The 26,519-nt window shown below is 40.6% G+C and carries 25 protein-coding genes and 1 pseudogene; 17 read left to right on the forward strand and 9 right to left on the reverse strand.

Annotation, left to right across the window (positions count from 1 at the left end; all coding sequences use genetic code 11):
• Positions 1-44: 44 nt before the first annotated feature.
• The 8 genes from ACX0HA_RS11150 to ACX0HA_RS11185 all read right to left on the reverse strand — a co-directional run bounded on the left by ACX0HA_RS11150 (position 45) and on the right by ACX0HA_RS11185 (position 4,571).
• Complete coding sequence (locus ACX0HA_RS11150) at positions 45-800, reverse strand: LytR/AlgR family response regulator transcription factor (protein ID WP_458845363.1); 756 nt, start codon at positions 798-800, stop codon at positions 45-47.
• Between the two features lie 69 nt (positions 801-869).
• Positions 870-1,205, reverse strand: coding sequence for a 2TM domain-containing protein (locus ACX0HA_RS11155; RefSeq protein WP_458845364.1), 336 nt, complete (start codon positions 1,203-1,205; stop codon positions 870-872).
• A gap of 1 nt (position 1,206) precedes the next feature.
• Positions 1,207-1,527, reverse strand: coding sequence for a 2TM domain-containing protein (locus ACX0HA_RS11160; protein WP_458845365.1), 321 nt, complete (start codon positions 1,525-1,527; stop codon positions 1,207-1,209).
• 2 nt (positions 1,528-1,529) lie between these two features.
• Positions 1,530-1,859: a 2TM domain-containing protein gene (locus ACX0HA_RS11165; protein ID WP_458845366.1), complete on the reverse strand. Its 330-nt coding sequence runs from the start codon at positions 1,857-1,859 to the stop codon at positions 1,530-1,532.
• Position 1,860: 1 nt separating this feature from the next.
• Positions 1,861-2,169 (reverse strand): 2TM domain-containing protein, encoded by a 309-nt coding sequence (locus ACX0HA_RS11170; RefSeq protein WP_458845367.1) that lies wholly within the window; start codon positions 2,167-2,169, stop codon positions 1,861-1,863.
• A gap of 1 nt (position 2,170) precedes the next feature.
• Positions 2,171-3,517 (reverse strand): 2TM domain-containing protein, encoded by a 1,347-nt coding sequence (locus ACX0HA_RS11175; protein WP_458845368.1) that lies wholly within the window; start codon positions 3,515-3,517, stop codon positions 2,171-2,173.
• Positions 3,498-3,920 (reverse strand): hypothetical protein, encoded by a 423-nt coding sequence (locus ACX0HA_RS11180; RefSeq protein WP_458845369.1) that lies wholly within the window; start codon positions 3,918-3,920, stop codon positions 3,498-3,500. The genes ACX0HA_RS11175 and ACX0HA_RS11180 overlap by 20 nt, the downstream gene beginning before the upstream one ends.
• A gap of 27 nt (positions 3,921-3,947) precedes the next feature.
• A complete protein-coding gene (locus tag ACX0HA_RS11185) occupies positions 3,948-4,571 on the reverse strand; it encodes a hypothetical protein (protein ID WP_458845370.1) in 624 nt (207 codons plus the stop codon).
• Between the two features lie 288 nt (positions 4,572-4,859).
• On the opposite strand from ACX0HA_RS11185, the gene ACX0HA_RS11190 reads away from it, so the two are divergent.
• The 5 genes from ACX0HA_RS11190 to ACX0HA_RS11210 all read left to right on the forward strand — a co-directional run bounded on the left by ACX0HA_RS11190 (position 4,860) and on the right by ACX0HA_RS11210 (position 9,031).
• Complete coding sequence (locus ACX0HA_RS11190; RefSeq protein ID WP_458845371.1) at positions 4,860-5,450, forward strand: hypothetical protein; 591 nt, start codon at positions 4,860-4,862, stop codon at positions 5,448-5,450.
• Positions 5,451-5,552: 102 nt separating this feature from the next.
• Positions 5,553-6,398, forward strand: coding sequence for a helix-turn-helix domain-containing protein (locus tag ACX0HA_RS11195; RefSeq protein WP_458845372.1), 846 nt, complete (start codon positions 5,553-5,555; stop codon positions 6,396-6,398).
• A 72-nt stretch (positions 6,399-6,470) separates the two neighbouring features.
• A complete protein-coding gene (locus ACX0HA_RS11200) occupies positions 6,471-7,289 on the forward strand; it encodes a T9SS type A sorting domain-containing protein (protein WP_458845373.1) in 819 nt (272 codons plus the stop codon).
• A gap of 440 nt (positions 7,290-7,729) precedes the next feature.
• Positions 7,730-8,206: a DUF6438 domain-containing protein gene (locus ACX0HA_RS11205; RefSeq protein WP_458845374.1), complete on the forward strand. Its 477-nt coding sequence runs from the start codon at positions 7,730-7,732 to the stop codon at positions 8,204-8,206.
• A 45-nt stretch (positions 8,207-8,251) separates the two neighbouring features.
• The gene (locus ACX0HA_RS11210; protein ID WP_458845375.1) at positions 8,252-9,031 is read left to right on the forward strand and encodes a DUF1963 domain-containing protein; all 780 of its coding nucleotides are present in this window, start codon (positions 8,252-8,254) and stop codon (positions 9,029-9,031) included.
• A gap of 35 nt (positions 9,032-9,066) precedes the next feature.
• Here ACX0HA_RS11210 and ACX0HA_RS11215 read toward each other — a convergent pair whose 3' ends face one another.
• On the reverse strand, positions 9,067-11,223 hold the full coding sequence (locus ACX0HA_RS11215) for a TonB-dependent receptor (RefSeq protein ID WP_458845376.1): 2,157 nt from the start codon (positions 11,221-11,223) through the stop codon (positions 9,067-9,069).
• A gap of 180 nt (positions 11,224-11,403) precedes the next feature.
• Here ACX0HA_RS11215 and ACX0HA_RS11220 point away from each other — a divergent pair, with 180 nt between their 5' ends.
• From ACX0HA_RS11220 to ACX0HA_RS11275, 12 genes and pseudogenes are all read left to right on the forward strand, one after another.
• Positions 11,404-12,576, forward strand: coding sequence for a hypothetical protein (locus tag ACX0HA_RS11220; protein WP_458845377.1), 1,173 nt, complete (start codon positions 11,404-11,406; stop codon positions 12,574-12,576).
• 38 nt (positions 12,577-12,614) lie between these two features.
• Positions 12,615-13,922, forward strand: coding sequence for a chloride channel protein (locus ACX0HA_RS11225; protein WP_458845378.1), 1,308 nt, complete (start codon positions 12,615-12,617; stop codon positions 13,920-13,922).
• Between the two features lies 1 nt (position 13,923).
• Positions 13,924-14,529 (forward strand): HPP family protein, encoded by a 606-nt coding sequence (locus tag ACX0HA_RS11230; RefSeq protein ID WP_458845379.1) that lies wholly within the window; start codon positions 13,924-13,926, stop codon positions 14,527-14,529.
• Positions 14,530-14,590: 61 nt separating this feature from the next.
• The gene (locus ACX0HA_RS11235; RefSeq protein ID WP_458845380.1) at positions 14,591-14,971 is read left to right on the forward strand and encodes a VOC family protein; all 381 of its coding nucleotides are present in this window, start codon (positions 14,591-14,593) and stop codon (positions 14,969-14,971) included.
• 3 nt (positions 14,972-14,974) lie between these two features.
• Complete coding sequence (gene gloA2 / locus ACX0HA_RS11240) at positions 14,975-15,364, forward strand: SMU1112c/YaeR family gloxylase I-like metalloprotein (protein WP_458845381.1); 390 nt, start codon at positions 14,975-14,977, stop codon at positions 15,362-15,364.
• 199 nt (positions 15,365-15,563) lie between these two features.
• The gene (locus tag ACX0HA_RS11245) at positions 15,564-16,109 is read left to right on the forward strand and encodes an IS1096 element passenger TnpR family protein (protein WP_458845382.1); all 546 of its coding nucleotides are present in this window, start codon (positions 15,564-15,566) and stop codon (positions 16,107-16,109) included.
• Between the two features lie 133 nt (positions 16,110-16,242).
• Positions 16,243-17,301 (forward strand): nucleoid-associated protein, encoded by a 1,059-nt coding sequence (locus ACX0HA_RS11250; protein ID WP_458845383.1) that lies wholly within the window; start codon positions 16,243-16,245, stop codon positions 17,299-17,301.
• Positions 17,302-17,443: 142 nt separating this feature from the next.
• On the forward strand, positions 17,444-19,309 hold the full coding sequence (locus tag ACX0HA_RS11255; RefSeq protein WP_458845384.1) for a hypothetical protein: 1,866 nt from the start codon (positions 17,444-17,446) through the stop codon (positions 19,307-19,309).
• A 79-nt stretch (positions 19,310-19,388) separates the two neighbouring features.
• The gene (locus ACX0HA_RS11260) at positions 19,389-20,294 is read left to right on the forward strand and encodes an ABC transporter ATP-binding protein (protein WP_458845385.1); all 906 of its coding nucleotides are present in this window, start codon (positions 19,389-19,391) and stop codon (positions 20,292-20,294) included.
• A gap of 5 nt (positions 20,295-20,299) precedes the next feature.
• Positions 20,300-21,139, forward strand: coding sequence for an ABC transporter permease (locus tag ACX0HA_RS11265; protein ID WP_458845386.1), 840 nt, complete (start codon positions 20,300-20,302; stop codon positions 21,137-21,139).
• A gap of 126 nt (positions 21,140-21,265) precedes the next feature.
• Complete coding sequence (locus tag ACX0HA_RS11270; RefSeq protein ID WP_458845387.1) at positions 21,266-22,888, forward strand: T9SS type B sorting domain-containing protein; 1,623 nt, start codon at positions 21,266-21,268, stop codon at positions 22,886-22,888.
• Positions 22,889-22,927: 39 nt separating this feature from the next.
• Positions 22,928-26,519: pseudogene (locus ACX0HA_RS11275) on the forward strand (hypothetical protein); the annotation flags it as partial.

The following is a 26,519-nucleotide window of genomic DNA, read 5'->3' on the forward strand; positions in this document are numbered from 1 at the left end:
CCCCTTACAAAAAACACCAACCATCTGAATTTAAACAAAATACACTACCCCAACCAGCTTCTGAAATCATTGACACGTTCACGGCTAACGATAACCTCATCTTCCTTATAAGTTGGCAGAATGATCTTAAGGCGGGAATTGGTATATACCACAATATCTTTTATCGCATTGATCGACACAATGAATTTCCTGCTTACGCGAAAGAATTTGGAGGGATCCAATTCATTTTCCAGCTGTTCAAGGGTATTTTCAAGAAGATAATCCCTGCCATCATTAGTATGGATATAGGTACCCTTATTCTCGCTGTAAAAACATTCGGCATCTTCAATATTGATCATTTTCAGGTGCTGCCCCATTTTTACTGTAAAACGCTTCTTATAGTTCTTTTCTGTTGGATTGGCCAACATTCGCCTAATTTGGTCAAAGTCTAGCGAAAGGCTCTGTGCTTTGGTTTGCTGACCTTTATATTTGTTCACAGCCGCTTCAAGATCGTCCTCATCTATGGGTTTCAGGAGATAATCGATACTGTTCAGCTTAAAGGCACGCAGTGCATATTCATCATAAGCAGTAGTAAATATTACAGCACTCTGAATAGGAATACTTTCAAATATTTCAAACGAAAGCCCGTCAGAAAGCTGAATATCCAGAAATATAAGCTCCGGATGCGGATTATTGCTAAACCATTCAATGCTTTCTTCTACTGAATACAGCATGGTTTCTGCTTCAAGTCCTAACTTCTGCAGTTTGCGCTGCAATAACCTTGCAGCCGGCTTTTCGTCTTCTATGATGATAACGTTCATTACTCCTTAATTGATGGTTTTGATTGATTTTGATTTGCCTTCAGGCAGGCTGATGATTGAACTACTGGCTTATTCCCACCTTTTAGTATTGGTTTCCCTGGTTTTATTCTTATCCATCATTTCTTTTATCTTGCGTTCTTCCCAATCCCTTCCAAGAATAATATCTGCCCCGAAAACACTGTACCAATGAAAGAATACACCTATACCCCAAAAGATGGCTGTTGAAAAAGTGCCCCATTCAAAAAAATTTTCATTACCATCCAGATTGACAGCTTTGATTATAAAAAGAAAAACGTTTACAGCAAGATAGACAGTAAGATGCTTGTAAAAGCCTTTAATATCTTTTATCTTTTTCCTTACTTTATCAACTCTTATCTGTTCTTCAAATGAATTTTCAGGTTCCATATTACTCGTACTTAATGGTTGTTTGATTTTGCTTACTCATAAATTCTTTAAGCTTGCGCTCTTCCCAACTTTTGGGCAGCATATATTTCTCTCCGTAAAGGATAACGGCATTTGCCAACAGACATAAACCTGCAACACCTACGGTAAATGATAAGGTAGGTTTCCAAAAGTTTTCTGCTATATAAGAGTCATGCATCCAGACAGCAAACAGCAGGGTATTTACCGTACAGTAAACCGCAAGACGAAGATAAAAGTCTTTTATGCGTTTAACTCTTTTACCGGCATCCCTGTAATACATCCTCATATTGAATTCATTTGTCATATTCAATCGTATTTTGGACCTCTGTCATCGCTTTTATTCTGTTTGTCCATCAATTTTCTAAATTTCTTTTCTTCCCAGCCTTTTGGCAGCACATATTTGGCTCCGAACAAAATTATGGCATTTGCCAAAACCCCAAATCCTGCCACTATGCCTGTCATTAAAAAAGTTGTGTTCCAAAATTCATAAGGCGGCCTGTAAATACCGGAAATCCAAACTATAAACAATGAGAGATTGACGGTAATATAAGACGCAAGATGCACATAAAATCCCTTAAGGCATTCAACCCTTTTCTGGGCCCGTTTTAAATGCTCTGTATTGACATTTTTATCCATACTATTCATATTTAGCACGTTCCTCATCCTTTTTACTCATTTCGTCCATAAGCTGTTTCAGCTTACGTTCTTCCCAACCCTTTCCAAGAAAAGGGTACCAGTCAAAGGCTCCCATTGCGTGAAATATAACCCCTACGCCCCATCCGGCCAATGAAAACCAAAACCACTGGAATTCAGGAGTGTAAGCCATATTTAAATAGATCATAATGGGCATGACAAGACAGTAAGCTGTAATGTTGATGTAAAAACCTTTTATTTCTTTTACTTTCCTTTTTGCCTTATCATAGGCTATTTTATCAAAATCTTCCATGCTATTGCCATTTTTTAGATTTCTCTTTGTCTATTAACTCTTTCATTTTACGCTCTTCCCAGTCACTGCTAAGGAAAGGCATATAATTAAACACATTGACCCCATGTATTATCACTCCTATACCCCATCCTAATGCAGGGTATATAAACCATAAATGGCTTGGTGACGTAATAAAATTCAGTATGGCAAGCCCGGCAATAATGACTACATAGGACGACAGGTTGCCGTAAAAACCTTTTATATCTTCAATTTTTTTCTGGGCTTTCAGATAATTGCTTTCTTCCTTATTGTAATGTGACAGTTCCATAACCGAGAGCTGTTTAGTTAAAATGGGTAATTTTACCGTAAAGTGTTCATTAGTCTCCTGTACCAACACATTGCGGTTGGTCAGTATGCCATAGCGATTCACTATGTTTTGAAGCCCTACCCCTTTCCTGTCCTGCAATACCTGCTTTTTTTGCAGGTCGTTCTGTACTATCAGGTAACCGTCTTTTTCTAATATCCTGATATGCAATGGCCGCTGCGGACTCACTACATTATGCTTAATGGTGTTTTCCAGAAGCAGCTGCAGCGATAGCGGAACTACCTTTGCCTCAGGATTGCTTATCTCCTGCACTTCATAAAAAATACTGTTTTCAAACCTCATCTTAAGCAGGTTCATGTAGGTTTTGGCAAACGACAATTCTTCTTCGATGCTCACGAGCTCTTTGTCTTTCTGCTCCAGTACATAGCGGTAAATTTTTGACAGTGATGTAGTAAATCGCTGGGCATTATCCGGATTTTCTTCTATAAGCGAACTAAGAACATTGAGGCTGTTAAACAGAAAATGGGGGTCGATCTGGTTCTTTAGGGATTCGAACTGTGCCGATGCCGTTCCTGCAATGATCTTTTGTTCCTTAACCCTGCCTTCCTGATATCGCTTATAAAAATAAAAAGCATGAACAATAATGGTAACTACAAGGGTAACAAGCGCAGACATATAATAATTTCCAAGACTTTCGGTTGCAAGAAACTCGCTGAATGATTCTCCGTTAACCACTACTTCCTGAAATATGCGGAGCAGTATCATTATGGATACCGAAACCACAAATGATGTAAGAAACCCTAAAACTATCCTTTTTATATTCAGTATGGCCCTGTTGAATATCTTATCAAAATAGTAAAAGACAAAAGCATTGGCAGTATAAAGTGTTACGGTATACAATTCACAAAAAAGAAAATCCTTCAGTAGCTCACTGTTCCATACAACAACAGTTCCGCGGGCCATGGCTACAAAAAGCAGCACGACGAATATTATAATACCCAAGCCAATAGACTTGAAGAATTCTTTATACAGCCTTTTCATCATGATTTGCAGCTAATTCTTTATCAATTTTTTCTTTCCATGACTTTAACACCGGAGCCAAGGCAGCTATTATCCAGAAAGTCAGAATAAATAACATCCATTGTACTGTTTCGGTAGTCCTTACAATCGCTTTGTTCTGGCCTTGCAGTATCTTAAGTATCTTTTCCTGAGAATTAATATCTTCAACCGTTTCAGGATAGCCAAAAGTGCTCAGGCTGGGCGTGGATGGAAGTAAAATATACATTACTGCAAACATTGCTCCTGCAGCCAGCAGCATTATCTGCAGGTTTTTGATACTGTCCCTCAGCGGATGGCCTATCTTATGCCTCGCAATCTTGATATAAACCACGCTCCCCACAATAAAAGGACCTAAAATGAACACTAAATTGACATTATCTAATAACATATTCTAAGTCTAAAATATTGAATCTTATTACTTTTTACACTCTTTAAGTTTCTCCTGAGCCCTTTCTGCTCCCCAGTTAGGATGAAAAGGAGTTTCCGGTTTAAAGGTAGCAAAAAGACCAACAGCACGCTCCACTTCTTTGCACATAGGAGTGGTATCCTGTCCAAAATAGGCAGCGCCACCAATTTCAAATTCAGCTTTAGAGAACACTACTCTTGGGTTGTTTGGTGCCAGTATAAGGGCTTTGGCATACAGTTCATTGGCTTTGGCAGAATACTTCATACCGTTATTCATTGGGTCATAAACGATCCATGCGGTGTAGATAAGGCACTGCATAACCATCAGCTCAGGATTATCAGGAGAAATTGCTGTTGCAGCATCCTGGGCTACCTGGGCTTGGGTAAGCAGCCCGTTCAGTTTCTCTTTGTCTTTTGTCATAAAAGCATCAGTAGTATTTACGAGTGCCACATAATAGTCAGGGAGCCAGTTATCTTTTTCAACTGCTGCTATCCTTTCGAACATGGCAGAGGCTTCTGCCGTTTTCTTTTCTCCCCATAATGCGAAAGCTTTTTGCATTCCTGCTTCATATTTGCTTTGTGCAGTAACCGTTCCGGCCACCATAAAAACGTAAAGTACAATCAGTCGTATCATAATAATAAGTTTTAGGTTGTTGATTTTGATGAAGCAAATATGCAAACAAAACCTACCGTAAAAAAAAGTGTTTTACCCAGTTGTAGAATATCGGGGATGAATTGTATATAGTTATATTTAAACCTAAATTTTACACTTATTTTACTTACAACGCAAACCTTTTCATAAATAAAACACAAAGTTTTTGCTTAATAAATCCACATTTTTTAAAAACATATCAATTAACTTAGTATATTTGTTAAAATTGTTGCCAACTGTTTGATTATTCAACAACTAAAAAAAATCACTATGAACTCTACATTACTAAAATCACTGTTTGCCACAGTTTTTTTTGTTTCAGCCATCAGTTGCGGAAGCAGTGAAGACGGAAGCGAAGGATTAGGTAGTGGAGGTAAAGGTGGAAACGCATCTAAACTAGGAGGTAAATACAATATCATCTCGATGATCTCTGATATTAGTGTTGACCTTAATAATGACGGAATAGCATCATTTGACTTGCTAACAGAAATAGATCCCGTAGTTTTTAGTACTCAGATACCCGAGCTCGAAATAAAACCTGTTGTTATAAATAACCAGCTGCAAAACATGATGAGCTTTTACTTACCCCATTCTAATGTAACAGCGGTTACTCCAACTAACCCAAATGGAGTAAAATTCACTAAAGCAGGTTTTGGCTATATTTATGAGTTTGACGATTCAACACAAACTATATCTGTTCAGGACAACTCCGTAGGTGAACCCGCGGTTTATGGCCACATGGAAGATATAATAGTTTTAGGAGACAATACGCTACAAGCTACTTTTTCTAAATATTATTATGATTTTTCAGGACCGGAATGGAAAAAATTATCCATTGTATGCGTATATACAAAAGTATAATTCGCAAAACAATATAGTCTTTTTTACCATATCTGTAAAAATCAACAGAATGTTTAGGGTAAACAGTTGTAGTGCTGTTTGTCATATAAAATGCCAAACAACATGAATCAGAAAGAATTCCCACAGTCAAATCCCGTGTCGTTACCGCATCCCGGTAAGCTGCTGATAATTGAGCCACTTGATTACCCCAATCCTTACGATTTCCACAAGGCCCACAGGCACGATTACTTTGAGATCATAATCGTAAAAAATGGCAATGGTTTCCAACAAATCGATTTTACTCCCCATGATATTCATGCCGGACAGCTATATACTATCTATCCCGGCCAGGTACATTTAATGGAGCGAAATACTGCCGAAGGCATGATCATACAATTCAGGAAAAACATCTTTGAATTTATTCATCCTCTTAAACACTCTCACCTGTACTTTCCTGAGGCAAAATTTGACCTTGACAGTGAAACCTTTGAACATTTGTACAGCATGACCGAAAGCATCTGGCAATTACTGCAAAAGGAAGAGCTTTCGCCGCTTTCTATACATAAAGCATACAGCTACCTTCAAATCATCCTGATCACGCTTATAGAAAAACACTGCAACACGGTCGACTTACAGGGACATCAGGTGGTTATGCAATTCCTCTCGCTGCTGCCACAGCATATAAAAACCAAAAAGAAAGTATCTGAATACTGTGATCTTATGAACTGCAGTCCGGACAAGCTTAATCTTGCCTGCAAGGGTAGCCTGGGTAAAACAGCCCTAAAGCTGATCCATGAAGAGTTATTGCTGGAAATAAGACGCCTGTTACTGCTTAACCAATTCTCACTGAAGGAAATTGCATACGAACTTAATTTTGACAGCCCTGCCAATTTTAGCGGTTTCATAAAAGCCAATACCGGCCTTACACCTACTGAACTTCAGTCATCTATACTTAAAATATATAATTAATTTCGGTGTATTCATAACTCTATTTTCTTAGCTGATCACTACTTTTATAGTGAACCTCAACAACTTATAGCTATGAAAAAAATTACGCTTTTTACAGCCATGCTTTTATCGGTAATGCCGCTACTGCATGCACAATGCAATGATAATGCAGTATTGCCTTATCTTGAAAATTTTGACAACGCACTACCCCCCGATCTGCCGGACTGTACCTATTCGTATAGACAGACATTTGTAGGCAGCGACTGGGAATGTGTTACGGCACCTAATAATGGCTTTACAGGCAATGTGGGCCGCTACTCTACCTATTCCGATGTGGGGTGGAGCATGTACTGTGATTATATACTGAGACCTGTACCATTAACCGCCGGAATTGCCTACAAAGTATCCTATAAATATGCTCATGACGATAATGAAACCGCAATTGATGTTTTTAAGCTGGCTTTATATTCCAATGGAGTACCAACAGAGATTGAGCTGGCGTCGCATAGCGGTATAACAGGAACCGAAGTTGTCAACCATTCTACCGAAGCGTTCACTGTACCTGTAACTGCAAATTATTATTTACGATTCAGTATTGAATCATCAGGGAATCAGGGTATACTTTATCTTGATGACATCAAGATTGAAGAAACGGGTGTTATGGCAACTGCAGACAATAAGGCTATTTCCTTAGACTGCTATCCCAATCCTGTAAAAGATGTTCTGACCATAACCAATACCACAAGCAGAGATAAACTGCTGCTGTATAACATGGCAGGACAGTTACTGTTAGCACAAGCTGCATCAGAAACTGCAACCACACTAAATTTTGAAAATATACCTGCCGGTATATATCTTTTAAAAGCAGCATCCGAAAGAGGTTCCAAAGCCACGCATCTCATAAAACAATAGCTTTTGTAAAGATTTTCATTTTAACAAACAGGACTTTCGGGTCCTGTTTTTATTTATAGTCAATTCGACCATAAATTCATAATTTTTTACGGTATTTTCATAATCGCCAACCGCTGGCTATGAGGTATTTTTACACTACTAAAGAAATAATAATAGCTATGAATGAGAATACCATCTGAAGGATCAAATTAGGTTTAAGTAATTTTTTCAGCCTGTAAAGGCTTATGATTGATTTTTTTAAAGATAGAATTCAGATGAAATACGGGGCTTCCCGGCCCCGTATTTAAAAAATAAAGATTAATCAATTTTTCATGTAATGGCTGCAGACACAGCAGCAAGGTTTTTAATTTAGGTTTAGGTAAAAAAAACAGGGTTTACAGGCCCTGTTTTTAATTTTACAGGAAAAAATTTACGATATTTATTCCCTTAACCTTACTACAATGAAGTATCTTCTATTAACATTATTTACGTTTACACTTTTCAGCTGCAGTAAAACCGAAAAGAAAGAACAGCCTTTTGATAATTTTGTGTATACATATACAGCAATGACGATGAGCTATTCTATAAAGATTGCCGATAATGATACAGTATATTTTGTGAAGCGATTCCCTGAACCCAAAACAGTCAGTTATGCCATAATGAAAGATAATCAAAGGAACAATCTCATTGCTCTTATCAAAAAAATAGATTTTTCGAAATACAAAACTGACTATACCGATAAGAGTATCAGTGATGCAGCGGGAATCAGGTTTGATATTAAAGAAGATAACCTAACAAAAAGCATAAGCATATATGGAAATACGGCTCCAAAAGAGCTTTACGATTATGCGACCGAATTCAATGAGCACTTAAAACATCTGAATTTTCAACCCTATACAGGGAAAATAGACTTTGGCACCCCGATACGGCCTCTATAGCGTCGCTCCCATCCACTTACAACCACCACCAACTAATTTACTACTATGAACTTTTTTAAAAAACTATTCGGATCAAAGGGCTCCTCCAAACGATCCTCAATTGATTCTTCAGTTAATGAAGCGCTTTGCAAGCTTGTAAAACCGTCCACAGCAATTATTGTAAATGATCCTAAAAGACCTCCTGAAAATTCGCAGCTCCTCTCTCATTTTGGAGGTCAGCCTTATTTTGAAGAAGGGGAATCATGGCCACTAAGCCAAAGCGGCAGGCCAATGGAGTTTATTTTCCAGGTCTTTAATGATGCCTATGACGGAATCCCTGAAAATATAAAGCTTATCCAGTTCTTTTATGATTCTGAAGAAACAGCTTGGGAAACGGAGAATGACGGATGGAAAGTTAAAATTTATGAAGCATTACGCACCGAAAAACTAACCCAGATAGCCGGGGCTAACGAAAAAACAGTAAAGTACTGCGAAATCTCATTTGAGAAATCAATGTCATTGCCCAACTGGGAGACACTTCAAGATGAATTTCCTGAACTTGCCGATCAGATTAGTATGGACGATGAAGATGATTATGAGGCTTATGAAGAAGCCTGCGCAAAAATTACAGGCCCTGAACGGGAGTCCTCAAGCTCTTTTGGAGGTTATCCTGACTGGATACAGGGAGTAGAAAATTTTATGGATGCACAAGGCAAACCCCTGGACCTTCTCTTTCAGATTGACAGTGAAGATAATGCCAATGTAATGTGGGGAGACACGGGCATTATATATGTGTTTTATGACAACAACACCAAAAGCATCGAATTTGTGCTGCAATGTTTTTAGAAAAACCTTCCTGAATAATCAGGAAGGTTTTTTCTTTACAGATTATCCAGCTGGTTCTTCGTCTTATCATCGCTGATGGTCCAGAAAAAGCCTATGAAGAAAAACCTGTCTGCGGGCTGGGTAATGGCTTGTCTCGCAAAGATCCCATCTGGTGCAGGGCTATTGGCATACGTATAGCCAAACACATTATCGGCTCCGGTTACGTTAGAAACCGAGAAGTACAATATCTTCTGCTGGCTTAACAGATAAGCCCAGCTAAGGCTCAGGTTATTGTAGGTTTTGGTCTTACCGTTCATAAAGACTGCTTCATTAGGGTTATCATACGGCCTGCCGCTGTTGAAGCTGTATGTGATCCCCAGCTGCGACCTCAGGCTGTTGATCCAGTATTTACTTACTATAGAAGCATTGTGTGTGGCTATATAGCTTGGCGTAACATACGATTCATAATTCTTATAATCCCTCTTGCTGTCTATGTATGAATAGGAAACCCAGTATTCAAGATTTTTGATGGTCTTGTTATCTCTCCAGAAAAGATCGACACCCTGCGCATAACCATACCCCGAATTGTTATAGTTCGAATTGTAAGCCGCAGTAACCCCGTCGTATTTTACAAGATTATCATATTTTTTATAGTAAGCCTCAGCCCTGAACATCCTGCCATCTGTATTGTAGAGGTAGTTCAGGATATAGTGTGCTGTTTTTTGGTGCTCAAAATTTTTGTTATACTTTAGGTAATCCTGTCCCGGTGTCTGGTAAAAATCGCCATAAGCAAGGGAGAACTGGCTTTTAGACGTTACTTTATAAGCAAGAGCAGCACGGGGTTCAATTGTTCCTTCCCCTAACACACTTGCATACGAGCTGCGAAGCCCTGCTTTGAAAGCGAGTGTTTGCGAAAGAAAGATATCTGCTTCGGTATAGACGGCAGCAATAGAATTGTTATATCCACTATTGAAGTTAAAACCCGATGGCTCCTGATATTTTTCATTAAAGTCAGTTATGAAATAATCACCCCCAAATGTAAGCTTGAATTTGTCACTGAATCCTTTTCGTAATTTCAGCTTAAGATGTGAGCTGTTCTCTGCATTCTTAACTCCAACTTCGTTATAGCCAATAGCATTGTGGCTATAGCCATAGGCGATACCGGTATGAATGGTCCATTGCGAACCAAACATCCCTTTATAGGAAGTATTAAAATAAAAGTTATCATTTTTGGTATCTACCCTTACCGGCTCGGGCAGGTTGATATCTTCCTGATTGAGATCGAAAACAGCATGATCAAAAGCGGCATATACCTTTAGCATGCCATTATTGTTGAACTTATAGCGGTACACCGTTTCACCCGACAATGACTGATAGGGTTTATTCCAATCAACATTTTGAGGTACGATCCACTGATAGGGCTGAAGATTCAGATAAGACAAATTAAGGCTGAGTGAGCTTTTATCCCACTTTTTGGTATGGCCAAGGCCAAGGCCTACCGTCATGATTGCGATATCCGACTGCTGCTGTTCCGGTTCTTCAATAGTGTTAAGCAGCAAAACACTGGATAACGCCTCACCATATTCTGCCGAATAGCCTCCTGTTGAAAACGTCATACCACTGAAAAGGAAGGGCGAAAAACGTCCGCGGGTAGGAACATTATTAGCCGATGCATTATAGGGTTGTGCCACGCGAATGCCATCTACAAAGGTTTGTGTCTCATCCGATTCCCCACCCCTTACAAACAATCGGCCGCTTTCGCCTACCGTTTGTGTACCCGGAAGGGTTTGCAGTGCGCCAATGATGTCTCCGGCTGCTCCGGCAGTTGTAACAATGTCAAGAGGTTTCAGAGCGGTTACCTTACTGTTATCGCCTGCCTGAAAAGAACCTGCCGAGATAACTACCGCATCCAGCGTATTGACGCTCTTCTTCATAGTAAATGTTTGTCCCTTGTATTCTTCTATCTTTATATCCTGTCTTACATCCTCAAAGAACATTACCGTAATAACCAATACCTGGCTACCGGTCTCGGCCGTTTCAAAAGAGAAATGACCTTCGGCATCTGAAGTTGCGCCATCATAAGTGCCGTCAATATAAATATTAGCACCAGGAACAGGTTTCCCTTTAGCATCAGCGATCGTGCCTTCGATCTTTGTCTGGCTAATGGCCGAAAACGCAGTCAGGAAAAACAGGAAAGTAATTATCAATTTCATAATTGGTGGTTTGGTTGATTTAACGGTTCAAAATTGCTGCTATATTCTAATACCTGCTAAAAAAGAATTCTGAGTTGTAGAAATTTGAGGACGAACCGTATGAAAAATTCTTACACTGTTTGCAAATATGAAAAAACGAAGTAATTTCGCGCAACCAATTCAACAACCAATATTAACCAAATGAAAAAAATTATTGCTTTCCTGCTATTGGCAACTCCTCTTCTGTCTGTTGCGCAAATTAACTTCGAACGTGGTTATTTTATCGAAAATAATATCAGGACAGAATGCCTTATCAAAAACCTGGCATGGAAGAATAACCCAACATCATTTGAATACAAGCTTACTGAAAACGAAGCTGTTCAGGTTAAGACCGTCAAACAAATAAGTGAGTTCAGTGTGAATGATGCTTATAAATATATTCGTTTTACAGTAAATGTAGACCGCTCGAAAATTTCATTGGATGACCTTGATTCTGAAAAAGATCCAAAATGGAATACAGAAACCCTGTTGCTTAACGTCCTCGTAGAAGGCAAAGCCAATTTATACCAGTATGAAGACGGTAATTTTGTAAAATACTTTTTCAGTACAGTTGACCACACTAAAGCAGAACAGCTTGTATATAAAGAATATCTTGTAGATTCCCAGGTAGGAAAAAACAATTACTTCCGCCAACAACTATACAATCTTATGAAAGGTGAAGGGAACGACATGGATAAATTTAAAAATATCCAATATAAAAAAGCCCCCCTTGTAAAACTGTTTGAGCAATACAACGGAAACACTGGACAAACAGTTACTAACCTGACCAAAAAGCAAAATAATGGCAGCGTTAACTTAAAGATCACCGCCGGAGTAAGTTTCTCATCTCTTGAAATTTCGAATGGGGTATCTAACAGCCTTTTTGATTTTGGCAGTAGTACAGGTTTCAGGATAGGGACAGAAATTGAATATGTTATGCCGTTCAATAACAACAAGTGGTCCATCTTTACCGACCCTAACTACCAGAATTTTAGCGACAGTGGCAGAAAACCAAACCAACCGTTAAAAGCCGAATATAAGTATCTGGAACTTCCTTTTGGCGTAAGGCATTATATGTATGTAAACCAAAATGCCAAATTTTTTATAGATGCAGCCTACACGTTAGCCCTTCCATTAGGCGATGCCTACATACAGTATGGCGGCTCTAAACTGGATATCGAAAAGAATGCAGGTTTTACTTTGGGCGGTGGCTTTAGCTATAAACGATACAGTGCGGAACTCAGGCATAATTTTTCACGAAATATCCTTGACTACACCTATTGGTCAGGAAGTTATGGCTCTACCAGTATAATACTGGCTTACAAACTGTTTTAAGCAATTTTATACGATTTCTTTAGAGCATTCGCAATTTGATGCTTACTTTTGCAGTAATCAATACATTTACTGCAATGTTTCCTACTGCTTTAAAGAAAAAATACACCCTTGCCAAATATTATAAATTAATAATTGTTTCGGTTGTCATAGGCTTTCTGGCAGCTTTTCTTGCTGTCACGCTAAAGCACATGACCGAGCACTATGAAGAAGTGCTTTTTCACAGGTCACAACACCAGGTATTATACATTATACTATTCCCGTTTATTGGCCTATCGCTTATTTACATCCTGAGGCAGTACCTCTTTAAGAAAAAAGAGAACAAAGGGATCAAGGAAGTTTTTGAGAGCACGGCAACCGGAAAAAAACTTCCATCGTATAAAATACCATCACACTTTATCAACGGGCTGCTTACCGTTAGCTTTGGCGGGAGTACGGGGATAGAAGTATCGACAGTAGTTTCTACAGCGGCCATAGGATCGCTGGCACAGGAAAAAGAAAAGATATTAAGCAAATATAAAACCGAGCTTATTTGCGCAGGAATCACAGCCGGGCTTACGGCACTATTCTGTAGCCCGCTGGCAGGTTTATTGTTTGCCTATGAAGTAATTGCCAAAAAAGCCAATAAGGTTTTTTTAATTACCAATATACTGGCAGCTGCTGTAGCTTTTGCATTTATCCTTGTGATAAAAGAAAAACCCCTCTTTGCCCTTAACATTACCCAATGGAACCTGTATGCCCTGCCCTATTTTATATTGCTTGGAGTATTATGCGGGCTAAACTCCATATACCTGACAAAATGTGTGATGTTCTTTAAAGGGCAGTTTAGCAAAATATCAGGGCACTATTATAAGATACTTATAGCTGCTGCCATAGTGAGCAGCCTGCTGTTGATTTTCCCGCAGCTTTATGGCGATGGTTACCACGCTATGAAAGAAAGCCTTGTTACTGCCAATACACTTACGTTTACCCTGCCTCATGTCATGGTATTTATTGGACTGCTATTGCTAAAACCGATCATTACATCGATAACCCTTTCTGCGGGTGGCGATGGTGGTGTTTTTGCGCCAAGCCTTTTCATTGGGGCTTTTATGGGATTGTTCCTTGCAACATTCCTTAACGCTTATTTTGATGCCGGTGTGATTCCGCTTAACTTTATGGTTATCGGTATGGCGGCAATGTTAAGTGCCAGCATCCATGCGCCATTTACAGCTTTGTTCCTAGTATGCGCACTGGTTAATGACTACACCCTGTTCCTCCCGATACTTATTGGCTCGCTGGTTGCAAAATATTCGGCCAAAGCCATTTATCCATATACCGTTTACTCATTAGCTCCTGTTAAACAATAGCATGCCGATACAAAAGATAAAACGCAGTTACCGCAAGACACGTTATGTAGTTTACAAAGAAACACTTGTAGACTATAAAGAACACTTTTGGGCATTTCTGGGTTCGTTTATCGGGATGGGTACTATCGCGTGGCTGCAATACAAAGCTTTTCCGGAGCAGGATCTTGTTTTTCTCATAGGCTCTTTCGGGGCATCGTGCGTACTGGTCTATGGCGTGATACAGAGTCCGCTTGCACAGCCGCGCAACCTTATTGGCGGGCATCTGGTATCGGCTATCATTGGGGTAAGCATGCAAAAACTGCTACCCGACATGATATGGCTTTCGGCACCGCTTGCCGTGTCCCTATCGATAGTAATGATGCAGATCACAAAAACCCTTCACCCGCCCGGAGGCGCAACGGCACTTATAGCCGTTACGGGAAGCCCACAGATAAAAGCCCTGGGCTATGAATATGTACTGAATCCTGTTTTAAGTGGAGCAACAATATTATTAGTAACCGCACTAATATTCAACAACATACCCCATAGCCGGCAATACCCATCGGACCCTGCTGTAACCAAGTTCAAAAAATTCAAGAAGGCATTTAAAAGATCAATAAAAGCATAAAAATCGTTTAGGTTTTAAAGACAGTAGCTACCTTTGATACAACAACCTAAAATCGTTAACTATGGAAATGCCTGACTATTACCTACCGGTAATGCCTTATCTTATACTGGATAGAGCGCCCGAATTTCTTGAATATGCCAAAAGAGTATTTAACGCGACTGAGTTGATGATTGTTCCCGGGGAAGACTCCCGCTCTATAATGCATGGCGAAATAAAGATTGGGAAAGCCGTTATTATGTTTGCCCAAAGCTCTGATGTGTGGAAGCAAAAATCGGCCGGTATGTTCATGCTGGTAGAAAATGTTGATAAGATTTACACCGCAGGGATCGAGCAGGGCGGCAATTCGCTGCAAAAGCCTGAGAAAAAAGAATACGGTTACTCTGCCGGGTTTGAAGACCCTTTTGGCAACCAATGGTGGATAACCGAAGCTGAATATTTATAACAAATGCTAAAAATAAACAAGATACACCATGTGGCCATAATCTGTTCTGATTATGAGGCCTCAAAGCACTTTTACACCCATATCCTGGGATTTACGGTACTAGCTGAAAATTATCGTGAAGAACGCCAATCCTACAAGCTTGACCTTGCCATAAACGACAGCTATGCCATAGAACTGTTCTCTTTCCCCAATCCGCCGCAAAGGGTATCACGCCCTGAAGCCGCCGGCCTTCGGCATCTTGCTTTTGAAGTGGATGATATCGAAACTGCAATTGCATGGCTTGATGCCAATACAATTGAGCATGAGCCGATACGCATTGACGAATTTACCAACAAGCGCTTTACTTTTTTTGCCGATCCTGACGGACTGCCTGTAGAGTTTTACGAGAAATAGATCGTTAGATTATTGGATTTTTAGATCATTAGAAAGATAATAACCTGAATGTTGTTCCCATAAAATTTTAAAGACATCTAAACTTCAAATAATCAATCCTTCCAACAATCAGGTAATCGAACTGTCGAAAAATCTAATAAACCAACATTCTGAAAATCTAAAAATAGATTACCTTTGGGCTTTACAAAATATTAGAACCATGCTATACAAATTCAGAGTTATACTTGATACAGAAGAGGATATCTTCAGGGACATCGCGATATTGGATACTGACACGCTGGAAGACCTGCACAATGCCATTGTTAATGCTTTTGGCTTTGACGGAATGGAAATAGCTTCGTTTTATCGCAGTGATGAGGAATGGTCTCAGGGAGAAGAAATCCCATTGTTTGACACCGGAGATGTACCGGGAGAGCAAAGTACAATGGCGCAGCATGTACTTGCTGACAACCTTGACGAGATGGACAACAAGATCATCTATGTATACGATTTCCTGAACATGTGGACATTCTTTGTAGAGCTTGCTGCTATTGAAGAACCGGAAGCGGGTGTACCTTATCCTGAATTGCTTTTTGCTCACGGCGAAATGCCTGCCAATGCGCCTGAACATGCTTTTGGTGTAGATGGTGAGGAAGACGACCTGTATGGCGAGTTTGACGACGATTATGATGAGGAAGACTTTGACATGTTTGATGACGACAATAATTATGGCGACACTAGCATGGATGACCATAATTGGAATTAATCATTAAGCCGCAAAGCAACTGAGTGGCAAAGTTGCAAAGTTTTTGCCACAACTCATTAATTATAATATCCATAACATAGCGACAGAGGCTTTGTTCCTTTGCAACTCTGCGACTATGCCACCTTAAAAACAGATGATAAACCTATTCAATACTCATATCGAAAGCCTTTCCCTGCACAGGGTAGGTAACAAGAGCCGTAACGAAGCTTATTTTTTGTCTGACCACACTTACAGCCTTACCGATGAGATCGTTCCGCTATTAAAAGAATATTTCTTTAAGCCTTTCAGGGATAAAGAAGAAAACTACTTCCAGTTTGCCCACGATGTGCATTTGGATTACCACGATATGTACAACTATGCAACAGAGATCTTTACCAATCCTGAAAGCGTTCATGAGGTATCTAAAAAAATTACCAAGCATCTGTTTGAGCAGTCGAACCACCCGCACATTAAGAACGGTGAGGTATATGTTACTTACCTTACGCACCTTACCATAGACAACAATCCTGTAGACGCCATAGGTATCTTTAAAAGCGAGATAAAAACCGATTTCCTTCAGCTTGAAGAAAAAGGCACAAGCCTTGAACTATTGCTGCAGCAGGGTATCAACCTGAACAAGCTCGATAAGGGATGTATTATCTTCAACTACAAAAAAGAAGAAGGCTACAAGATACTTACCATAGACAGCAACCGTTATGATGCGCGTTACTGGCTGGAGCATTTCCTGTCTGTAGATGCATTCCAGGACGAGAACTTCATGACGAAGAAATACATGAAATTTGTTCAGGATTTCGCTAAAGAAGTTGTACTTCCTGCAGAGGATAAAAAAGAAGAGGTTATGTTCATGAACAGAGCCATTAACCACTTCGCAAAGAACGATGAGTTTGAGGAGACCAAGTTCCTTAATGAAGTGCTTGATAACCCTGACCTTATTCCTGAATTCAAGAATTACAAGATAGAGAAAGCGCCAAAATACAGCATAGAAGACGTTACTTCTTTTCCTATTGCCAATGCCGCAGTGACGGATGCAAGAAAAAAAATCAAGAACATTATCAGCCTTGATACGAACATCCAGATCAAAATGGATTTCATTAATCCGGAAAGTGCAGAGAAATTTGTAGAAAAAGGATGGGATGAAGAAAAGCAAATGTACTATTATCTTGTTTATTTCAACAAAGAACAAAAAGCATAAAGCGTTAGCTTACAATACAAAAGAGGCCTTGCGCCTCTTTTTTGTTGTTAAAACATTCGTAAAAATGATATGCTAACATACTTTTATCTTTTTGTTACTATAATATTTCCTACTTTTCCTATGTAATTCAGGGTAACGCGATATGGCTAGAAAGTTGAGTATACTTTTCTTGCTGGCATTTTTTGCCATTGCCCCGTCATGGGCACAAGTTACCCCTCCTGCCAAAAAAGATACAATAAAACCCAGTAAAGACCAGATGTATAAAAATCTGGAAAACTACTCTAAACGCAAAAAATTCACCAAGTTCATCCATAAGCTCATTTTCAGGCCGGTTGAGAAACAAAAGCCTGCGCTTTCGCGGGAAAAAGAAAAGGTAAGAACACCCGAAATGCTGAATTCTTACCAAAGCTTTCAGGGCAAGATCGTAAGGAAGATCCATGTGGAGACACTGGACCCATTTGGCTATTCCATTAACGATACAACCAAGAAACCAAAAGACTGGATACAGCGTTTTGGGAACGATGTCCACCTGAAAACCAAGCAGTTTACCATACGCAACCTGTTGCTCATCAAACGTAACAAACCTTTAGATTCACTTTTAGTAAAAGAGTCGGAGCGTTTGGTAAGAAGCCAGCGTTATGTAAGAAGGGTTGTTATTAAAGCAGTACCAGTGAGAACAAGTAATGACTCGGTAGATGTTACCGTGAGGGTACTCGACTCATGGAGCCTTATACCCAATGGTTCATTCTCCAGTTCCAGTACTTCCATTGAGATTACCGAACGAAATTTCCTGGGCCTCGGACACGAATTCCGCAATGACTTTGCCAAGCAGTTCAAAACCGGCGAAACGTCATATTACACCAACTATACCGTGCCGAATATCATGAATACGTATATCAATGCAACGGTAAACTACCAGATATTCAAAAACGAGGATTACATAAAAAGCTTTGGCCTCGAAAGGCAATTCTTCTCGGCATATACCAAATGGGCCGGTGGCGCTTATGTTGAATCCCGCCGTATGCAGGATTCGCTTCCTGATATGAACCAGGAGTGGAAAATGCAAAACATGAGGAGTGATGCACAGGATTTTTGGGGCGGTTATGCTTTTAAGATATATAAGGGAGACGGTGAGGAAGAGCGTACTACAAGGCTTGTTACCACCGGCAGGTACTTTAACCAGCATTATAAAGAGAAACCTTCAACATTATACGATTCTGTTGGATATTATGCTAACGAAAAGTTGTATCTGGCAAGCATAGGTCTTACGTCACGTAAGTTCGTTCAGGATAAGTTTCTCTTTAACTACGATATCGTAGAGGATATCCCCATAGGAAAGGTGTATTCCCTCACATTGGGAGCGCAGCATAAGAACGATGAGAACCGTTTTTACCTCGGGGGTCGCTATGCCTTTGGAAACTACTACAACTGGGGTTACTTTAGCGTAAATGCTGAATTAGGTACCTTTTATTACAAAGACAGAACCGACCAGACTACACTTGCCATTGACATGCTTTATTTTAGCAACATCAAAGACTGGGGAGCCTGGAGGTTCAGGCATTTTATTAGACCGGAGCTCGTTTTTGGCGATAACAGGATGGCTATTATAAAAGACCAGCTTAACATCAATGAGAGTAATGGCCTCCAGGGATTCAATACCCAGTCGGTACTAGGTACCAAAAAATTTGTGCTCACCTTCCAGACACAGTCCTATTCTCCTGCCAACGTATTTGGTTTCAGGCTCAATCCATTTTTCAATTTCAGCATGGCTGTCGTGGGCGACGAAGAAACCAAACTCTATGAAAGCAAAGTTTATACAAAAATCGGGTTAGGCATACTGCTCTACAATGACTACCTTGTGTTTAACAGCTTCCAGTTGTCCATAGCATATTACCCTACCATACCGGGACAGGGGGACAGCATTTTCAAGACCAATTCATTCAAGAACAACGACATACAGCTACCCGATTTCCAGGTGGGGAAACCAACCGTTGTACCTTATCAATAATAGTTTTATTTCTTTTGCAAATTCGGGTAACAAATCGCTACTGTTCTCGTCATACTTATAGAACCATAAAACAATTATTTTGGAAACGATATTAACCATCAGCAACCTCGACAAAAAATTCGGTAAGGTGCATGCCGTAAAAAATGTTTCATTTGAGATAAAGAAAGGCAATGTATACGGAATTTTAGGTCCTAACGGTAGCGGAAAATCGACCACACTGGGTATAGTGCTGAATGTAGTGAACAAAACATCGGGCAGTTATAGCTGGTTTGGCGGCACCATGGAAACCCACGAAGCCCTTAAAAAAGTAGGTGCGATTATAGAACGCCCTAACTTTTACCCTTACATGTCAGCTTACGACAACCTTAAGCTTGTATGCAGGATCAAAGGAGCCCCGGAACACAAAATATATGAAAAACTGGAACTAGTAGGGCTTTTAGAACGCAAGGACAGTAAATTCCGTACTTTTTCACTGGGGATGAAACAGCGTCTTGCCATAGCCTCTGCCCTGCTGAATGACCCCGAAATACTTATCCTTGATGAGCCTACCAATGGCCTTGACCCACAGGGTATTCACCAGATAAGGGAAATTGTAAGAACAATAGCCTCACACGGCACAACAATATTGCTTGCCTCTCACCTTCTTGACGAAGTAGAAAAGGTATGCAGCCATGTTGTAGTATTGAGAAGAGGAGAAATGCTGTACAGCGGCACGGTAAACGGCATGATCGCTAACGAAGGCTTCTTTGAACTTCAGGCCACCGACAACGCAGCGCTTAAAAACCTTTTATCGCAGCATCCTGCCATAGATAAGATCGAAGATGTTGAAGGCAGGCTGTTCGCTTACCTGAAAGAGCCCTTAGATCCGGCAACACTTAACCGTTACCTTTTCGACAACGGGATCTGCCTTAGCCATCTGGTAAACAGAAAACACAGCCTTGAAGAGCAATTCCTTCAGTTAACCTCTAAAAAAACTTCAAACTAAACGCCATGAAACGACTTTTAACCATAGAACTGCAAAAATTATGGCTTAACAGAGCCAGCAAATGGCTTATTATCACCTATTTTGTACTGTTATCTTTCATAGCCCTTTTGGCATCGGTAAACTTTAATTTCCTTGGGCTTGATTTCCGTCTTGCGGATATGGGCATCTTCAACTTCCCGTTCATCTGGCATTTCAATACCTACATCGCCACCTGGCTTAAATTGTTCCTGGCTATCATAATTGTATCAATGATGGCTAATGAATATACCTATGGCACCCTAAAGCAAAACCTTATTGACGGGCTTAGCAAGAAGGAATTCATAACATCAAAAACAATAACGATAGTACTGTTTGCAGTTTCTTCAACAGTCTTTGTGTTTGTAATGTCGCTTATATTGGGATATAGTTTTTCATCCTATACGGAGGCATCCATAGTATTCAGCGATTTGCAATATATAGGCGGATATTTACTGAACATGCTGCTGTTCTTTTCCTTCTGCCTTTTTGCGGGTATTGTTGTAAAGCGTTCTGCTTTCGCCATCGGCTTCATTTTCCTGTGGTATGTGGCAGAAACTATCCTGAAAGGCATTTTACACTTCTTTGTTATTAAAGATGGTGCTATTACTCAAAAGGTAATGAACTTTTTCCCTATAGAGGCAATGCAGAATCTGGTTAAGGAACCTATTACACGATTCCAGGCCTATAAAACAATAGAAAACCAGGTATCCGGTAATGCTGTGCCTAAATTTTACGGCATTCACTGGTATGAAGCGGTGATTGGTATCTTCTGGACAGTATTCTTTATTTATATGTCGTACCGCATACTTAAGAAGAGAGATTTGTAATTTCTGACAAAGTAGTATAGAAAAGGGGGATTTTATGTAAAATCCCCCTTATTTGTTATTTAACTTAAAATTAGCATAATGTAAATTTATATATTTACGGCAAAGAAAAATTAATTGCCCCTTGCTATGAAAATTCAATTTACATTAATTATGCTGTTGCTCTTCAGCATAACGCCGCTAATGGCACAAAACGATTGCTCTGATGCTATTACAGTTTGTGGAAACACAGGCTTTGCGGGCCTTACCGCTACAGGAGGAGGAGATATCGATGAAATTAATCCGTCTAATAATAACTGTGCTGTAGATAGTGAAGCCAACAGCCTTTGGCTAAAATTGCCCATAAACACCGGCGGAACTCTTGGCTTTATCCTTACCCCTACAAATCCTGATCTTGAAATAGATTTTGACTTTTATATTTTTGGGCCGACAGCTACCTGCGGCAATCTTGGCCACACTATACGCTGTTCTACCACAAATCCTGCAGCATCAAACTCTGCATCTAACCAAACAGGAATGTCTGATCTTGAAACAGATACTTCTGAAGGGCCTGGCGATTTAGGAAGCAATTTTGTACAGTCGCTTACAGTACAGCCCGGAGAAGTATATTATCTGGTTATAGACAGGCCGATAAATCCAAACGGTATTACTCTCGATAGTGACTTTTCGATAGAATGGACAGGAACTGCTACATTTTATGCCTCACCCGAATTTACAAATCCGCAAGCCTCATCCACTGATATCCTAAAATGTGATGATGATAGTATAGATGACCAGACAACTTTATTTAACCTTACTGCTAACGAGACAATGTTTATAAATAGTCAGTCCGATGTAGTAATGTCCTATCATAATAATGTGAATGATGCCATAACAGGCGAAAATCCTATTGTAAATCCATCGGCATATACAAATATCAGCAATCCGGAAACAATATACATGAGGATGCAGCGCACTACAACTGAATGTTTTGTAACCGACCAGTTTAAGATCGAAGTAACAAATCCCGTAGTAGCAGGTGAGCCTAATGACCTTGCTATATGCGATTTTAAAGACACAGGTAAGCAAAAATTTAACCTCGCATCTAACAATGCGCTTATAAGGGATGGGAACACTACAGCTTCGGTTACCTACTATGCAACACAGGGTGAAGCCCAGCAGAAGATAAACCCACTGCCTGCACAATATGAAACAGGCACTACAACTATATGGGCAAGGCTTGAAAACACCCAGGGCTGCCAGGGACATGATATTACATCATTTACCGTAACCGTAATCCCTCTTCCTGATATTGTTTACACACTTGACATTAAGGATTTCACTATTGATGATAATTCTATAACAGTAGTAATGCCTGATGCCCAGGATTATGAGTTTGCTCTGGATAACGGCGCATATAGCGATAACCCAAAATTTACTAACCTTGGAACCGGCTCTTTTACAATACACATCAGGGCAAAAAGCGGCTGTAAGTCGGTGAGCGAAGAAGTTATCATACTTAACTACCCAAGATTCTTTACACCAAATGGCGACAATCAAAATGAAGTGTGGCGAATTCCCTATCTAAACCTTGAGCCTAACGCACAGGTTACCATTTTTGACCGCTATGGTAAGATAATCACAGGTTTTACAGGCAGCGGCGGCTGGGATGGTACTTTTAACGATGTAAAGCTTCCGTCAACCGATTACTGGTTTGTATTACAGCTAACTACAGGGCGAATAATTAGAGGGCATTTCTCGATGATTCGATAATTTTGTCTAAATTTATTGAAAAATTAACATTGCTATGCTGTGAGGATTCCCTACACACTAATACTATTGCTTTTTTTTGGCATATTTTCCTATGGCCAGAGCGACTGTCCCGATGCTATAATAGTGTGCGGCGATGCTAATTATTTTGACCTTGAAGCCGAAGGCGAAGGGCACCAACAGGAGCTGGGGCCCAACGCCTGTAATAGCGAAGAGCATAATACTATCTGGCTAAAAATACAGATCAATCAGGGGGGGACTTTGGGTTTTATATTGACTCCCGAACAGAATGCCCCGGAAATTGATTTTGATTTTTGGATGTTTGGCCCTATTGAGGACTGTAATGTTATGGGCACCGCAATTCGTTGTTCTACCACCAATCCTTTACAAGCCGGGCTCAGTTACATTACTACCGGCCTGAATGATACCGAAACTGATATTTCTGAAGGCCCCGGTCCCGACGGAAATGCCTTTGTGCAATGGATCAATGTACTGGATAATGAATTTTATTATCTTGTAATAGACAGGCCGCACGGTTTTGGAAATTTCTCTATGGAATGGACCGGAACGGCAACGTTTCATGCTGTACCGGTGTTCCTTAACCCCAACAACATACCGCTGGATATTGCACAATGCGATAAAGATGGTGTTAATAATGAGTCTACGGCATTTGACCTTACTGTTTATGAAGATATGTTTATTGGCAGTCAAAACCCGGTAGCCATTACATATCATGATGACCTTAACGGTTCTACCACAGGCCAGGACCCCATACTGGATCCTGAGGCCTACCATAATGTTACCAATCCTCAGACCATTTATTTAAGGATGACCAATACGGTTACGGGCTGCTACTCTACCCATACCTTCAATATCGAGGTCACACCACCAATGACGACGGGGTTTCCTGTTGACCTGACCTTATGTGACACTAATAAAAATGGCTTTAGGCAATTTAACCTGAGCCAAAACGATACTAATGTACGCAGTGGCAATCCTGCAACAACAGTAGTTAAATACTATACATCTGCAGCCAATGCGCTGAGTGGCGATAACCCTGTAGGCCCATTATTTACGAATACTGTACCTTTTGGACAAACCATCTGGACAAGGCTTGAAGACGAAAACGGCTGTTTTAGTTACGACTTCAACACCTTTGATCTTGTTGTTATTTCCCTACCCTTTTTCAATAATCCTGATAATATAAACATTAACCTTACCGTTTGCGACAGCGATGGTATAAACGACAATGCTACGCTGTTTAACCTTGCACAATATTCGGGAATGCTTACCAATTCGCAGGACGATGTTGCCATTACCTATCACCTTAATGCTGCTGATGCCGAAGGTGGTACCAATGCTATCGCAAATCCGCTGTCGTACACCAATATTTCCGATCCGCAAACCATATACATGCGCATTACAAATGCCGTGACATTATGTTATGACACACTCCCTTTTACCATAAATATTGAGCGCATACCTACGGGAATACCTAATAACCTCTCTTTATGCGACATTGACGAAAACGGTTTTAGGGAATTTGACCTCTTTGAAAACACTGACGCTGTATTAGGTCTTGAAGGCGGTACGGTTACCTATCATACCTCTCAAAGCGATGCCCGCAGTGGCATTAACTCCATCGGGACAAATTATACCAATGCAGTGGCTTATCAAACCCAAACCATTTGGGCAAGGCTGCAAAAAGATTTTGGCCCTTGTGTGGGTTATGGTGTGGTTCCATTTACCATCAATGTCATTCCGCTGCCTCAAATACTGAATCCGAACAACATAACGTTTAATCAGGTTAAATGCGATCTTGACGGTACAGAAGATAATTCGACTGAATTTGACCTCACCCGTGATCAAGCCGTGATGAAAGGCAGCCAGACGAATGTTTCCATTACCTATTATGAGACCGAAACAGATGCTGAAAATGGCGATAATCCTATAACCGTTCCTACAGCTTATGCTAACATTCAGGATCCGCAGACAATATATACAAGGTTTTACGATTCAGTTACACAATGCCATCAGACAGGAAGTTTTGAGATAAACATACTGCCGGTACCCCAAATTCCTGTTCAGCTTCCGTTACTTGTATGCGATGTTAACAACGATAGCCATGCTGAATTTAACCTTGATCCTGTAATCCAGCAGATCACCAACGACCTGGAATCGGTTACCGTTACCATACACGCAACGTCAGATGATGCCCTTTTTGGAGTAAATGCCATTACAGACACCAGTAGCTATCTAAACCTGACCGTGGGAACACAAACACTATATATCAGGGCAGAATCTGCTTTGGGATGTATTGATATAGAGACCATACAGCTTATTGCAAGTCCGGTACCTGTAGCAACAACACCTGCTGCCTACCCACTTTGCGATGATGGTGCGAGCGATACCGATGGACGGGCTATCTTTAACCTGGGCTCTAAGGTCGACGAGATACTCAATGGCTTAGACCCAACACAATATACGGTCAGTTTCCATCAAAATGCCACGTCAGCAGCAGCAGGCACACCTTCTATCGCCAATCCGATGAACTACCTCTCGGAAACCACTACGGTATACGCCAGGGTGACAAATAATGTAACGGGCTGTTATGATGTAGTAAGCTTTATGCTTATGGTTAATCCTTTGCCTGTGCTTATAACGAACGAAAGCACTTATTCCATTTGTGACAGTACGGCACCTACACATGACGAAACGGAAACTTTTGACCTTACTTCTAAAATACCTGATTTTATAGCAAGTCAGGATGGTATTGCTGTTACATTCCACAATACTTTTGACGATGCTAGCGGCAATGTAAATGCTATAGCCAGTCCTCATGCATACCAAAATCAGGAACGCGGTGTAGAGACGGTTTTTATACGTTTTACCATTGCAGATACAGGATGTTACAGGATTGGTTTTCTGGATATAAGGACACCGCCACTGCCAATAATCCTTCCACCTGCACAGGACGATCTGACGGTATGTGATACCAACGGTCAGGGCACAGGAGAGTTTGACCTTGAAGCGCTTATTGAAGACATGAAAAATGGCGAGCCGGGCCTTGTGCTCACTTTTCATGAAACACAGGAAGACGCACAAAATGGTATTAATGCCATACCGAATACCACGAATTACCAAAACCCGACCCCATACCTGCAACCAATTTGGGTAAGGGCTACTGAGCCTTTATATGGATGTTTTGATACTTTTATGTTGAAGCTGATCGTAGAGCCGGCGCCACAGGCTCCGGACCTAGAGGACATTACCCTTTGTGATGATGCCGACAACAACGGCCAGGACGGGCGCAGGGTAGTAGACCTTACGGTTCAGAATGCAGTCATCTCAGCGGCCTTAGGCCTTATCATCCCCGATGAGCTTATTGTGGAATACTATACCTCTCAGGCGGCAGCCAACAGCGGCACGGGCCGTATCATCAGCCCTGCGACCTTTATGGGCACCGACGGGCAGCAGATCTGGGTAAGGGTAGAGACCCCTGTAACGGAGTGCTACAGTGTTGAAGACTTCTTCCTTCACTTCAGCAAGCCCCATGCCCTTGTTACCCCAGGGGTATTTGCCCAGTGTGATGAAGCACTGCCCAACAATGCGATCACGGGCTTTGACCTTACCA

The sequence above is a fragment of the Flavobacterium hauense genome, assembly GCF_054457175.1.

What these genes read in the sequence shown, in the direction of transcription:
- ACX0HA_RS11150 (WP_458845363.1), bottom strand. Translation starts at nt 800, where the DNA reads ATGAACGTTATCATCATAGAAGACGAAAAGCCGGCTGCAAGGTTATTG.
- ACX0HA_RS11155 (WP_458845364.1), bottom strand. Translation starts at nt 1,205, where the DNA reads ATGGAACCTGAAAATTCATTTGAAGAACAGATAAGAGTTGATAAAGTA.
- ACX0HA_RS11160 (WP_458845365.1), bottom strand. Translation starts at nt 1,527, where the DNA reads ATGACAAATGAATTCAATATGAGGATGTATTACAGGGATGCCGGTAAA.
- ACX0HA_RS11165 (WP_458845366.1), bottom strand. Translation starts at nt 1,859, where the DNA reads ATGGATAAAAATGTCAATACAGAGCATTTAAAACGGGCCCAGAAAAGG.
- ACX0HA_RS11170 (WP_458845367.1), bottom strand. Translation starts at nt 2,169, where the DNA reads ATGGAAGATTTTGATAAAATAGCCTATGATAAGGCAAAAAGGAAAGTA.
- ACX0HA_RS11175 (WP_458845368.1), bottom strand. Translation starts at nt 3,517, where the DNA reads ATGATGAAAAGGCTGTATAAAGAATTCTTCAAGTCTATTGGCTTGGGT.
- ACX0HA_RS11180 (WP_458845369.1), bottom strand. Translation starts at nt 3,920, where the DNA reads ATGTTATTAGATAATGTCAATTTAGTGTTCATTTTAGGTCCTTTTATT.
- ACX0HA_RS11185 (WP_458845370.1), bottom strand. Translation starts at nt 4,571, where the DNA reads ATGATACGACTGATTGTACTTTACGTTTTTATGGTGGCCGGAACGGTT.
- ACX0HA_RS11190 (WP_458845371.1), top strand. Translation starts at nt 4,860, where the DNA reads ATGAACTCTACATTACTAAAATCACTGTTTGCCACAGTTTTTTTTGTT.
- ACX0HA_RS11195 (WP_458845372.1), top strand. Translation starts at nt 5,553, where the DNA reads ATGAATCAGAAAGAATTCCCACAGTCAAATCCCGTGTCGTTACCGCAT.
- ACX0HA_RS11200 (WP_458845373.1), top strand. Translation starts at nt 6,471, where the DNA reads ATGAAAAAAATTACGCTTTTTACAGCCATGCTTTTATCGGTAATGCCG.
- ACX0HA_RS11205 (WP_458845374.1), top strand. Translation starts at nt 7,730, where the DNA reads ATGAAGTATCTTCTATTAACATTATTTACGTTTACACTTTTCAGCTGC.
- ACX0HA_RS11210 (WP_458845375.1), top strand. Translation starts at nt 8,252, where the DNA reads ATGAACTTTTTTAAAAAACTATTCGGATCAAAGGGCTCCTCCAAACGA.
- ACX0HA_RS11215 (WP_458845376.1), bottom strand. Translation starts at nt 11,223, where the DNA reads ATGAAATTGATAATTACTTTCCTGTTTTTCCTGACTGCGTTTTCGGCC.
- ACX0HA_RS11220 (WP_458845377.1), top strand. Translation starts at nt 11,404, where the DNA reads ATGAAAAAAATTATTGCTTTCCTGCTATTGGCAACTCCTCTTCTGTCT.
- ACX0HA_RS11225 (WP_458845378.1), top strand. Translation starts at nt 12,615, where the DNA reads ATGCTTACTTTTGCAGTAATCAATACATTTACTGCAATGTTTCCTACT.
- ACX0HA_RS11230 (WP_458845379.1), top strand. Translation starts at nt 13,924, where the DNA reads ATGCCGATACAAAAGATAAAACGCAGTTACCGCAAGACACGTTATGTA.
- ACX0HA_RS11235 (WP_458845380.1), top strand. Translation starts at nt 14,591, where the DNA reads ATGGAAATGCCTGACTATTACCTACCGGTAATGCCTTATCTTATACTG.
- gloA2 (WP_458845381.1), top strand. Translation starts at nt 14,975, where the DNA reads ATGCTAAAAATAAACAAGATACACCATGTGGCCATAATCTGTTCTGAT.
- ACX0HA_RS11245 (WP_458845382.1), top strand. Translation starts at nt 15,564, where the DNA reads ATGCTATACAAATTCAGAGTTATACTTGATACAGAAGAGGATATCTTC.
- ACX0HA_RS11250 (WP_458845383.1), top strand. Translation starts at nt 16,243, where the DNA reads ATGATAAACCTATTCAATACTCATATCGAAAGCCTTTCCCTGCACAGG.
- ACX0HA_RS11255 (WP_458845384.1), top strand. Translation starts at nt 17,444, where the DNA reads ATGGCTAGAAAGTTGAGTATACTTTTCTTGCTGGCATTTTTTGCCATT.
- ACX0HA_RS11265 (WP_458845386.1), top strand. Translation starts at nt 20,300, where the DNA reads ATGAAACGACTTTTAACCATAGAACTGCAAAAATTATGGCTTAACAGA.
- ACX0HA_RS11270 (WP_458845387.1), top strand. Translation starts at nt 21,266, where the DNA reads ATGAAAATTCAATTTACATTAATTATGCTGTTGCTCTTCAGCATAACG.